This window comes from Streptomyces sp. NPDC056222 (assembly GCF_042264065.1).
GTDB lineage: Bacteria > Actinomycetota > Actinomycetes > Streptomycetales > Streptomycetaceae > Streptomyces.
On sequence record NZ_JBHJTL010000154.1, the window covers coordinates 1 to 10,500 of the forward strand.

Consider the following 10,500-nt stretch of genomic DNA (forward strand, 5'->3'; position numbering starts at 1 on the left):
GGGAGGACCACGTCATGGTCCAGTACGTCGTAACGAGCTTCTACGTGGTCTTCATCGAACTCGACATCTACGACGCGTCACGTGGCTTCAACGAGGTGTAGTCGCCCACGAGACGGCACCGACCCCCGATCGGGGCCGTCTCTCGGGTCGGGTGCCGCCGGGCGAGGCACATCACCAGCTGAGCACGTTCGTCCGTACACAGTTGGGTAGGTTCACGTGTACGCGGACAGGGCGGCGAACGCGGAGAGGAAGAAAGCAGGTTTGAACTGCTTGTTTCCTCTCCTGGAGGGCTGTTCGCCGCGGATCGATGAACCTGAGCTGCGGGTTGCCGGGGCGAGGCCCGCATAGGCGGCGAGGTGGCCGGCGGTGGGGAAGTTACGACAGGACACGATCTCGCGAACAAAGCCATTCCATGGGTGCTCCGCGCACGGTATGCGATAGAGATCAGCACGGACAGCTGTACCTGGCAGGGAAACAGCAGGTCAGCGAGTGTCCTCGGGGTACCCGTGGCACGCCCTCCGGAGCCGTGTACGCAGGTTCGAATCCTGCCGGGGGCACTTCGCAGGAAGTGCCTAAAGACCCCGCCACCAGCGCTAATGCTGAGGACGGGGTCTTGTCGTATGTGCAGCCGTGTGCCGCTCGTAGCGAGGACCGTCGGGAGCATCGCCCCAGGTAAGCGCCACCAAACGACGAAGGCCCCGGGACGGGTCCCAGGGCCTCGCGGGATGCTTCACTCGGCTCAGCACTCACTCGTACTCGCGGCGCAGATCCTCGATGCGCCGATTCGCCACGTCCTGACGGCCGTCGAGGCACTTGGCATAGCAACTCAGCAGCACCTCAATGCTGTTGTCGACCCTCTCGGCGGCCTCGGTAGCGTCGACGCCCGCGTTGAGCCACGTGGAGAGGGCTGAGTGCCGCAAGTCGTCCGGGCGTCGGGCGAGCGGCGAGGCGACGACGGCCAGCGGGAGAGCCAGCGTCCGGGCTTCCTGCCAGGCCCGGTAGTACGTCGAGGAGGAATCCACCCCCCGCTCTCGCTGAAGAACAGCCGGCCGGCGTCTGGCAACGCTTGCATGAGGTCCTGCTGGCCGAGCTCAACGCGGCCTCCCGGGTGGACTGGTTCCCGCTGCGAGGCTTACTCCTCACACGTCAGGGCGCTGAAAGGGGGAGCCAGACGGGCCCGTGGGCGGGCCGGCTCGAAACACACCACCTCATCACCGACGGACACGGCACTCCGCTTGCGGTCTGTTGACTGGCGGCAACCGCGACGACGTCACCTAACTCCTGCCCTTAGAGGCCATCTCAATTGGTCCGGCCGCTCGCTTGAATGCGGGTGGCATCGAGGGAGGTCTCTGCCGCATGATCACGCTATGACGAGTCCTGCCACCTTCCGGGACCAGACCAACTGGTCCAACGGCTACTACGAGCTGGGCATAGAGGTTGGATCGAGTGATGATGCGAAGATTCAAGCCGTACTGAGTGCTCTGTGGTCTGCCGCAGGCGTTCACGGGTGCTTCGGGCGGAGAGACCGTGAACCTGAGGAGCAGGATCTCGTGCCGTGCACGGTCGGATCGCTGACCGAGTTCGGACACCTGTACGGTCAGGTCCGCCTGCCGACGGGCCAGCTGGTCGTCTGCGGTTGTGTGGCGATCCGGGGCGGCGATGAAAGCAGCGACTGGCTGGACTTTTACGTCCCCGTCGGTGCGCTGGATCAGGCGGGACTCACCTATTGGGACGGTCGACCGTTCTTCAGGTCAGACGTGCTAGACGATTGGCTGGCTGCCATCGGGACCGAAACCTTCAAGATCGCCTCCTTCAGGCTGGGGTCATCGGTTTCGAGGTCTCCGGCTGCACTGACGCATCGACGCTGGCCAGAAAGCTGCCGCAGACACGTGACATCGGATACCTGCTTCCACAAGGCGACGTCCTGTACTACGGCGCCGCCAACACCTGAGCCTTGTCGCCCCGGGTGGGCATGAGCCTGCGGTAGCAGATGAGAGTGCAGGCGATGGCGGTGAAGGCGAGGAAGTGGTCGGCTTTGCGTTCGTAGCGTCGGTGGAGCCGGCGGCCAGCCGGCGAGCCAGGCCATGGTGCGTTCGATAGTCCAGCGATGACGGCCCAGCCGCTGCGAGGACTCGACCCCCTTGCGAGCGATGCGGTGGGTGATGCCGCGCTCGCGTAACCATCTCCGCAGGTGAGAGTACGGGTGACCAGTACGCGCGGATGCGTACGGCTCTGGCCGAGTGCGAGCAGCCGACGACCGCGCTGAACTGGATCCGCAACTCGCACTCCTCCCGGCTCCTGGCCGGCCTCGCCGCCACCGGTCGGCCGCTGACCCACGACGACCTGGACGACCTGGCCCGCGCCGGGGACCGCGGTGGCTGCGTAGGTGGAAACCGAGAACGCTTGTAGGTGAGTTCGGAGAGCGGCCGGGGTCCCTAGCCGTGCGAAATGTTGCTGAGAACTGGTAACAGGCAGCCGTGTCGGAACCCGAATGCGTTCATGCCGTAGTGACCGTAGGCTCCAGGGCGAGAGGCAGGTGCAATGGAGATCACGGTCCAGTGGATCAGGACATCCTGGACGAAACGGTCGAGGGGTGGAGAGGACGCTGCCCGCAGGAACGCGGCGCCGGTCGGGTTCCCGTTGCCGCAGATGCCTTCCTCCAGCGTTCCCTTCGTTCATATGTCGGAGCGGGACGGGTTCGAACCGCGCGAGACCACGAAAGATCTTCGAGAGCTAGGCGTCAGCCTGCGCGAAGAGGACGGTCGGCTCCGTGTGCATGCACGCGTGGAGCCGCTGTTTGGTCTGCCCCCTCGGCCGCGCAGGCCCCCGGCCGTGCGTCTGCTCCCGTGTCAATGGGTGCGCTGGCAGTTGAACTACCGGTTCACGGGGATGACGACAATGCAGGAGTGGTCATACTGGCTTGACACGTTCAACATCGCCTATGGCCCCGTCGAGCGGAACGTGTTTCTGTCGGATCCGACCGTGACGGTCGACGAGTGCGGTCCGGTTCGATAGCGCGAGGCGCAAGGTGATCAGCCGCCTGCTTGCTGTTCTGCTCGGGCTCGGGTGGTGGCGAGGCGGTAGGAGTCGGTGCCGGTCTCGATGATGTTGCCGCCGAAGGTGAGGCGGTCGACGATGGCAGCGGCGATCCACGAATAGGAACATGTGCCAGCCCCAGATGACTGGGCCGGCGCCTTCGGCGACGCCACCGTTGCCGCAGCCATGCTCGACCGGCTCCTGCACCGGGCCGCCGTCGCCGGCATCGACGGTCCTTCCTACCGGCTCCGCGGTCACCAGAACCAGGCCGAGACCCTGCGGAAGGGAGTGAACGCCCGTGTCTCGTGACACTGAGCAGACACAGCTCCAGGCAGCCAGCACCGTCAACTGTCCAGTTTGTGAGGGCGAGTTCATTCCCCACCCGCGGCAGATCTATTGTTCCCCTCGCTGCAAGGCCCTCGCGCGCCGCTCGGCCCCCGCCGGCCCGCAGCTGCATTCCTGCCCGGCCTGTGGCGGCGAATTCACTGCAAACCCCCGCCTCCGGCAGGTTTACTGTTCACCGGCCTGTCGGCGCGAGGCGGAGAAGCAGCGCGATCGTCAGCGCGACGAGGAACGCGCCCGCCGGCTCGGCGAGGTGCAGGCGCCGCCCGCACTGCCTGACCTTCCACCACCACCCAGATCCACACCACGATCAGGCCCCCGACCGGCCGTCCCCGAGCGCGACCCTCTGGAGCCGACCGCCACCCGGAACTGTCCGCACTGCCAGCAGCCGGTCACCATCGTGGCCCTGCTGGCCACCCCGGAAGCCGCCCGCCCTGCCATGCCCACCGGTCCCGATGTCATCCCGCTGCGGAGGACTCCCTGAACGATATGGCCTGAACGTTACTGATCATCGGGCCCGGGGGGGGTAGGGCCCCGGGGCCCCGCCCACAGGGCAGCACCCCCGAAACCCGGGATGCCGGGGGAGCCCCCAGCCCCCGGGGGCGCCCCCCCCCCGGGGGCCCCGCCCTCGTGGTGACGCCGTCCGTCAGGGAACGTTCGGCGTCGTCTCGCAGGAAGCCGTAGCGACGTCCGTGCCCGCCTCGCCGTCGCAGGAGTCGGGAGTACCGGCGCCCCCGTCCAGGACGTCGCGGTTCGGGCCGGCGAGCAGCCGGTCGGCGTCGGCGCCGCCCCTGAGAACATCGCGCCCGCCCACGGTGCCGACCGTGAACTCGATGAAGAAGTCGGCGTTGTCACCGAGGATCCGGTCGTCGCCGCCCCTGCCCTCCAGGATGTCGTTGCCGGCGCTGGTGGGCGGAGTGGTGTCGACGGAGCTGTCCCCCAGGAGGATCTCGTTCGCGCTGCCTCCGACGATCCGGTCGTTCCCGGAGCCGGTGGAGGTTCCCGTCGCCGCGTTGTGGTCGCCGATGGCGAAGAACCCGCCGTCGGTGCCCATGTCGAGGATGTCGTCGCCGCCGCTGCCGTCGGTGCTGCCCTGCGCGTTGCTGTCGCCGATGAGGATGTCGACGCCGGGTCCGCCCCGCAGCACGTCGTTCCCTGCTCCGGACGCGTCGGTGAAGGTGGCGGCGGAGTCCCCGTTCATGTCGTCGTCGCCCTCCCCGCCGTCGATCAGGTCGTTCCCCCCTCCCGACGCGCTGGTCCCGCGGCTGTCACCGGACACGATGTCGTTCCCGGGCCCGCCGAAGATCTGGTCGTTCCCCCCGCCCGTGGCCTTGCCGGTGGGGGCGAGGCTGTCCCCGCCGAGACGGTCGTCGCCCGGGCCGCCGAAGACCCGGTCGTTACCGCCGCCGGTGGCAGGGCCGGTCGGGGCGATCACATCGCCACGGACGGTGTCGTTGCCCACCCCGCCGTCGACCTGGTCGTTGCCCAGCCCTCCGGCGATCGTGTCGTTCCCGCCCAGACCACAGATCAGGTCGTTGCCGCCGAGCCCGTCGATGGCGTCGTCGCCGTCGTCGGACCCGACGATCACATCGCTGCCGGCCGTGCCCAGGATCGTGCCCGAGCCGGTGATGGTCGCCGGGACCCCGAAGCACGTCGGCGGGGCGGCGGACGCGGCGCCCGCCGGGAGACCGAGCGCGAGGAGCGCGGCCACGGTCAGCACCGTCGGGCCGAGGCGGCGGGGTGGGCGGATCGGTGACATACGAACCTCCAGGGCGAGGGCGCCCCACATGCCGCATGCGTTCACAGAGCGCGATCACAAACAGGGCGATATGTCACGGAACGTATGACACCGCATGTCGCCCTGCGACCGGGCCGATCGCATTCGGGTGAGCCGTCGCCCCCTTCCGCACCACGGAACGGCGGCCTGGACCCCGTACACCCCTCACACGGGGTCCGACCCGCACGGCAGGGTCAGAACCGGAGCGGTACCTCCGCGGGCAGCGCGGGATAGACCCGCGGCCACTCCGCCGTCACGCAGTCGACCACCCGCGTCTCGTCCTTCGCCGAACGGGCGAACTCCCTCAGATTCCGCTCCTCGGCCGTCACCGCGACGCCCTGTCGCCGCAGGCAGTCACCCACCGCCCTGCGCAGCGGCTCGTCCATGACCTGCGGCTGCGCCTCGACGAACGTCGGCTCGACCATCGACAGGTGGGACAGATTGCAGCTCTGCACGGCGTTGTTGTACGTCTCCGGCGCGCCACTGGGCGTGACCTCGTAGATCAGCGTCAGATTGTCCGCCGGGCTGAGGACGGGTTCGCTGACGGGATAGCCCGCGTCCCTGATGCAGGAGACGAACCGTCCCATGGCCGTGCCGTACTCGGCCGAGGTGACCCGGCCGTCCTTCAGCGCCCACTCCTGCCCGGGAATCGGTATGTCGTCGCCGGCCTCCCGGCCACCGTCGGAGCCCGCCTGCGCGCAGCCCGAGACGGTGGCCAGAAGGACCGCCGCGACGACGATCGTCGCCTTGCCCATGGATCAGGAGTACGTCACGTTGCAGTTGTCGCAGCCCCAGTGCAGACCGTTCTTGGCCTTGTAGCGGGAGTTGTAGCTGGCGTACGCGTTGGTCTTGGAGCCGTACACACGGGTGGTCCAGTAGTCGTCGCTCCGCACGAGAGCCGCACTCAGCCGGCCCGCACAGTCACCCGACACCTTCTTGGTCTGCGCCCAGTTCTGGCTGCCGTTGAAGCCGCTGCCCACATGGTTGGTGCCGCAACTACGCGACACGTTGCGGTTGTTGCCCAGCGCCTGGGCGTCGGTCGCTGCGAGCAGGGGCGCGACGGCCACCAGCGCCGTCATGCCCGCCGCCACCGCGGTCTTCCGAAGGGAGGACATCGACGAGAAGGAGATCACTGCCACTTGGTCTCACGATCCTTTCCAGATCCGGAGATTCCTGAGGACGCCCCCCGGGCCTCGTCCGCTCCGAGGCCCCGGGCCGTCTGTCCCGCATGACGCTACGGATTCCAAGAATGTGAACGAACCCTTTGCGTTGCGGCGCAAAGGCGCACCCTCCCCGCCGCTCAGATGCCGTGCACCAGCCCGGTGCCCAGCGCCGTACGCGTGTGCAGGACGGACGCCCCGAGCCGCACGGTGACCACCAGGCCCGCACGACGCAGCGCCCCGGCGTGGCGGCTGGCCGTGGAGACGGACGTGCACAGCCGGGCCGCGAGCTCGGTCGTGCTGTGGCCGGTGTCGAGGAAGCGCAGTGCGGCGGCGCGGGTCGGCCCGATCAGTTCGTCGAGACCCGCCGCCTCGAAGCCACGCGGCGGGGCCGCCCCCGGCCGCGGAATCCACAGGGGCCCCCGGGCGACCGGAAGGACCAGGACCGGCGGCAGCCCGGGATCGGCGAGGGCGATCGGATGGTTGTGGCAGAAGAAGCTGGGCACCAGGAGCAGACCGCGCCCGTCCAGCTCCAGGCTCTGCGCCACGGGATAGTCCACCTCCAGCACCGGCGGGCGCCACCGCAGTTGCGGCCCGAGGCCGTCCAGCAGCGCCTCGCTGCCCTGCTCGGCGATCCGCCGCGCATGACGGTTCACGTCCCGCCCGGCCACCGCCGCCGCGGCGGGCGCGTACGGAGCCAGGGCGACGTCGTGATAGCGGCGTAACGCGCCACCGAGCCGACGCAACGCTCGGGGACGGCCGGCGGCGATGTCGTCGAACCAGGCCCGTGGGCCCGGGCTGGACTCCGCCAGTCTGGTGATCTCCGCCCGCAGGCGCTTCTTCCCGGTCGACAGCACGGCGTCGATTCCGCCCTCGATCGACGTGATGTGCCCGGGAGGCGTCAGGAAGTCCGGGAAGTACGAGCTGATCGGCGCGAGAGCCGTCAGCAGGTGCCCGTCCCGGCCCATTCCCGCATCGGCCAGCGCCCGGCGCGCCAGGCGCTTCCACGGTGCGAAGTACACGTCCGGCCTGGCCAGTTGATGCAGACTCAGGATCGTCTCCCACATGACGTCCGGCTCGGCGGCCAGCCGGACACGTCCTACGTCGGCATCGGTGAAGCGGATGCTCAGCACGGTTCCCCCTGCGGTCGCGTACCGGCTACGGCCGGTAACGGGTCTGCGACTCAGGAGACGACGGTGTCCTAAACACCCCATTGACGTCTCCTTGCCGCCCACTTCGGCCGCGGGAGAACACCGCGCGAGGCCGCCTCCTGGGGGAGACGGCCTCGCGGGAAGGCTCGTCAGTTCGCGCAGTACGTGTCGGAGGCCGGCCGCTCCCCCGTGCGCAGGAAACGCGTCACGGCCGCGTCCCCGCAGGCGTTCCCGTTCCCCAGGTACATCCCGTGCCCGCCGTGGTCGACGGTCACCAGCCGGGCCCGGTCGCCGAGCGCCCGGCGCATCTTCAGACCGGCGGCGTACGGAGTGGCCGGGTCACGCAGGCTCTGGATCATCAGGATGTTGGACGGACCCCGGTCGGTGATGCGCGTCGGCTTCTCGGCCGGAGCCTTCCAGAACGAGCAGGGCGTGATGTTCGCCGGCAGGCCCGCCGTGAGGGGGTGACGGGCCCGGTCGGCCGTGACGGCCCGCTGGTGCGCCGGAACGGAGCGCGGCCACTTCACGTCGTTGCAGATGACGCCGACCGTGATCGCCGCGTCCTCGTCGGACAGCGCCTCGGCGAGCTGCGGCGGAAGCGTGGGCTTACGGTCCGGGACCTGGGCGTCCACCACCAGGCGGGCGAAGCCGGCGAAGGCCCCGTCGCTGTAGAGCGCGTTCTGCAGAGCCTGCCGCAGCACGTTCCCCGTCACCGGCACGCCCGCCTTCGCGGACTCCTTCGGCTCACGGTCCAGCCGCTCCGCCAGCGCGATCACCAACGGACGTACGTCCTCCGGCCGCTCCGCGAGCCGCAGCCCCTCCTTCGCCCGGTCCGGATGCGCGGCCCAGGCCGCGAAGTCGGGGAAACGGTCCTCCACACCCTCCCCCATGTACGCGAGCCAGCCCCGCGCCACCCGGCTCGGGTCCGGGTCGTTGCTGCTGTCGAACACCCAACGATCCGTCCGCTGCGGGAACTTCTGCGCGTACACGGCGCCGACATACGTACCGTACGAGACACCCCACGCCGAGAGCTTCTCCTCCCCCAACGCCTGCCGGAACCGGTCCAGGTCCCGCGCCTGGTTCGCCGTCGTCATGCTCCGCAACACATCGCCCCCGTTGCGCGCGCACGCCTCCGCGGTACGCCGGGACCGCTCGACGTTCTCGTCGATCGAACCGTCCGCCGCAGGCCAGGACCGCAGCGTCACCATCCGCCGGTCGCCCTCGTCCAGCCCACAGCTCGCCTTCGCGCTCCCGCCCACCCCACGCGGATCGAGCGCCACCAGGTCGTACGTCCCGCCCAGCTCCCTGCGCAGGGCGTCCCCCTTCGTCGTCAGCCGCTGCACACCGGAACTCCCGGGCCCACCGGGAATCACGGCCAACGTCCCCCGCCGCTCCCCCGGCCGGTCGCTACGGATCCGCGACACGGCGAGCGAGAGCTGGGGCCCACGGGGGTCGCTGTAGTCCACGGGCACGGTGAGCGTGGCGCACTCCTGGGTGGCGGGCCCGTCCTTCTGGGCGCAGTTCGTCCACACGAGCCCGCCGGAGGCGGTGTCGGCGGCGCGAGCGGTGGTCGTGAGGGGGCTCGCGGAGAGGGTGACGGCAACGGCGGCGGCGGAGAGGGCGAGGGCACCGAGCTTGTAAGTGGTCATGCGCCAAGCTTTGTTGACGGCCCTTCACGATCACATCCGGCAGCCGGGACGGTACGAAGTGGGGTTACCCCCCTGCCTGCCCCCAGGGCCCGCCCAACCGATCGCGCCGGACAGACCCTGGGTCCCGAGAAGCCTCAGCGCTTGAGCGTGAAGGTGAAGTCGCCGGAGAGCTTGCCGCTCAGCCGGACCGCCGAGACGAGACTCCCCTCTTCGATCAGCCTCTCGACCTCGGCCCGCGAAAGACCGCACCCTTCAGCGATCAGTCGCACCGGCCGGACAGGGATCCGCGCCGCAAACCGGACCGAGACATCGATCTTCCCCAAGCTCTCGGCTTCGCTCGAGCAGGGGAGACCCCGTCCGCGGTCCAGGTGATCCGATCCTCCGGTATCGAGCCTCCAGGCGTTGTCCCAGTCGAGGGCGATGCGATTACGGCGCCGCACGACCGGATCCTGCAGCAACTCGGCCGCCAGGCCGAGGTCGTTGTCATGCAGCCGGTCCAGCAGCTCAGGTCGTACGGAGCGCACATTCGTCCGCTCCAGGACCGTGAGCTTCGCGGTGTCCCCGCAAGCGGTACAGAGCACGAGGAGCCAGGCGTCGATGAGCTTGTGGTTCGCGTTGACGCGAAACTTGCCGTTGGCCCGGAAGCGCTCGGACGCGCACGCGTGACAACGACGGAGAACGAGCGGCAGGCAGGTGGGCATGACCACCCAGCTATTGAGCACAGAAGTACACCGGTTTCAGTGAGAAGTCCGCAGCAAAAAGGAGCGCGGCGCAGATGCGCGACGCGCGACAGATCAGCTCTCGGGAGGTCTCACACGGTGTACAACGGCACGTCCTTGCCCAGACGACTCGGTTCGGCAGCACGGTACTGACGCACAGCGACGCGCTCCACCGCTTTTAGAAGCCGCCGGTTTATGGGCAGGCGTTCCCCAGGGCGGAACAGGTGGGCAGCCGTCCCGCAGCGCGGTGCCCACCCTCACCTCCACCCGGTTGTGGGCAGGCGTTCCGCGGGGCGGAACAGGTGGGCAGCCGTCCCGCAGCGCGGTGCCCACCCTCACCTCCACCCGGTTGTGGGCAGGCGTTCCGCGGGGCGGAACGGGTGGGCACAACCCGACGACGGCGCCGCACCTGTGCGCACCGCACGGACCGGGGGCCTGGGCCCGGCAAGGGCGCCGTCCCGTGTGCCCACCCTCCCCCAGACTCCGTCCGGGGGGACCCCCAGCCCAGCGGGACGATTGCCCACACGGAGGGCGGAGGGCCGCCGGGGCCGGAGCCACGGCTGGTGTCCCCAACTCTCCACTACTCGCGGTAACTTCCCCGGATAGCGTCCCTTGGGGCCCGCCGAAGGCGAGTTGTGGAGCCTAAGGGTCACCCAGCTGATCAAC

At 69.3% G+C, this 10,500-nt stretch carries 9 protein-coding genes and 5 pseudogenes; 4 read left to right on the top strand and 10 right to left on the bottom strand.

Translation table 11 applies throughout. From position 1 onward, the window contains the following. Positions 1–227: 227 nt before the first annotated feature. Positions 228–389 (bottom strand): annotated as a pseudogene (locus ACFC0D_RS36880) (transposase); the annotation flags it as partial. A 357-nt stretch (positions 390–746) separates the two neighbouring features. Next, a pseudogene (locus ACFC0D_RS36885) lies at positions 747–1,051 on the bottom strand (site-specific integrase); the annotation flags it as partial. On the opposite strand from ACFC0D_RS36885, the pseudogene ACFC0D_RS36890 reads away from it, so the two are divergent. Continuing rightward, positions 1,049–1,275, top strand: a pseudogene (locus tag ACFC0D_RS36890) (IS5/IS1182 family transposase); the annotation flags it as partial. The pseudogenes ACFC0D_RS36885 and ACFC0D_RS36890 overlap by 3 nt on opposite strands. 654 nt (positions 1,276–1,929) lie before the next feature. Here the strand turns inward: ACFC0D_RS36890 and ACFC0D_RS36895 are convergent. Then, positions 1,930–2,176 (bottom strand): annotated as a pseudogene (locus ACFC0D_RS36895) (transposase); the annotation flags it as partial. 44 nt (positions 2,177–2,220) lie between these two features. On the opposite strand from ACFC0D_RS36895, the gene ACFC0D_RS36900 reads away from it, so the two are divergent. Continuing rightward, on the top strand, positions 2,221–2,409 hold the full coding sequence (locus ACFC0D_RS36900; RefSeq protein WP_376446044.1) for a hypothetical protein: 189 nt from the start codon (positions 2,221–2,223) through the stop codon (positions 2,407–2,409). Between the two features lie 132 nt (positions 2,410–2,541). Next, positions 2,542–3,015, top strand: a complete 474-nt coding sequence (locus ACFC0D_RS36905; protein ID WP_376446046.1) for a hypothetical protein — start codon at positions 2,542–2,544, stop codon at positions 3,013–3,015. Between the two features lie 17 nt (positions 3,016–3,032). Here ACFC0D_RS36905 and ACFC0D_RS36910 read toward each other — a convergent pair. Further along, positions 3,033–3,149 (bottom strand): annotated as a pseudogene (locus ACFC0D_RS36910) (AAA family ATPase); the annotation flags it as partial. A 73-nt stretch (positions 3,150–3,222) separates the two neighbouring features. Between ACFC0D_RS36910 and ACFC0D_RS36915 the strand changes: the two are divergent. After that, positions 3,223–3,345, top strand: a complete 123-nt coding sequence (locus ACFC0D_RS36915) for a hypothetical protein (RefSeq protein WP_376446048.1) — start codon at positions 3,223–3,225, stop codon at positions 3,343–3,345. A 679-nt stretch (positions 3,346–4,024) separates the two neighbouring features. On the opposite strand, the gene ACFC0D_RS36920 is transcribed toward ACFC0D_RS36915, so the two are convergent. From ACFC0D_RS36920 to ACFC0D_RS36945, 6 genes are all read right to left on the bottom strand, one after another. Then, a complete protein-coding gene (locus tag ACFC0D_RS36920) occupies positions 4,025–5,137 on the bottom strand; it encodes a calcium-binding protein (protein WP_376446051.1) in 1,113 nt (370 codons plus the stop codon). Positions 5,138–5,349: 212 nt separating this feature from the next. Continuing rightward, positions 5,350–5,910: a hypothetical protein gene (locus tag ACFC0D_RS36925; protein ID WP_376446054.1), complete on the bottom strand. Its 561-nt coding sequence runs from the start codon at positions 5,908–5,910 to the stop codon at positions 5,350–5,352. A 3-nt stretch (positions 5,911–5,913) separates the two neighbouring features. Then, the gene (locus ACFC0D_RS36930; RefSeq protein ID WP_376446056.1) at positions 5,914–6,294 is read right to left on the bottom strand and encodes a hypothetical protein; all 381 of its coding nucleotides are present in this window, start codon (positions 6,292–6,294) and stop codon (positions 5,914–5,916) included. Positions 6,295–6,455: 161 nt separating this feature from the next. Next, a complete protein-coding gene (locus ACFC0D_RS36935; protein ID WP_376446059.1) occupies positions 6,456–7,448 on the bottom strand; it encodes an ArsR/SmtB family transcription factor in 993 nt (330 codons plus the stop codon). A gap of 167 nt (positions 7,449–7,615) precedes the next feature. Then, positions 7,616–9,115: an alpha/beta hydrolase gene (locus ACFC0D_RS36940; RefSeq protein WP_376446062.1), complete on the bottom strand. Its 1,500-nt coding sequence runs from the start codon at positions 9,113–9,115 to the stop codon at positions 7,616–7,618. 134 nt (positions 9,116–9,249) lie between these two features. Next, positions 9,250–9,837, bottom strand: coding sequence for a DUF1062 domain-containing protein (locus ACFC0D_RS36945; protein WP_376446064.1), 588 nt, complete (start codon positions 9,835–9,837; stop codon positions 9,250–9,252). Between the last annotated feature and the right edge of the window lie 663 nt (positions 9,838–10,500).

What these genes read in the sequence shown, in the direction of transcription:
- ACFC0D_RS36900 (WP_376446044.1), top strand. Translation starts at nt 2,221, where the DNA reads ATGCGTACGGCTCTGGCCGAGTGCGAGCAGCCGACGACCGCGCTGAAC.
- ACFC0D_RS36905 (WP_376446046.1), top strand. Translation starts at nt 2,542, where the DNA reads ATGGAGATCACGGTCCAGTGGATCAGGACATCCTGGACGAAACGGTCG.
- ACFC0D_RS36915 (WP_376446048.1), top strand. Translation starts at nt 3,223, where the DNA reads ATGCTCGACCGGCTCCTGCACCGGGCCGCCGTCGCCGGCATCGACGGT.
- ACFC0D_RS36920 (WP_376446051.1), bottom strand. Translation starts at nt 5,137, where the DNA reads ATGTCACCGATCCGCCCACCCCGCCGCCTCGGCCCGACGGTGCTGACC.
- ACFC0D_RS36925 (WP_376446054.1), bottom strand. Translation starts at nt 5,910, where the DNA reads ATGGGCAAGGCGACGATCGTCGTCGCGGCGGTCCTTCTGGCCACCGTC.
- ACFC0D_RS36940 (WP_376446062.1), bottom strand. Translation starts at nt 9,115, where the DNA reads ATGACCACTTACAAGCTCGGTGCCCTCGCCCTCTCCGCCGCCGCCGTT.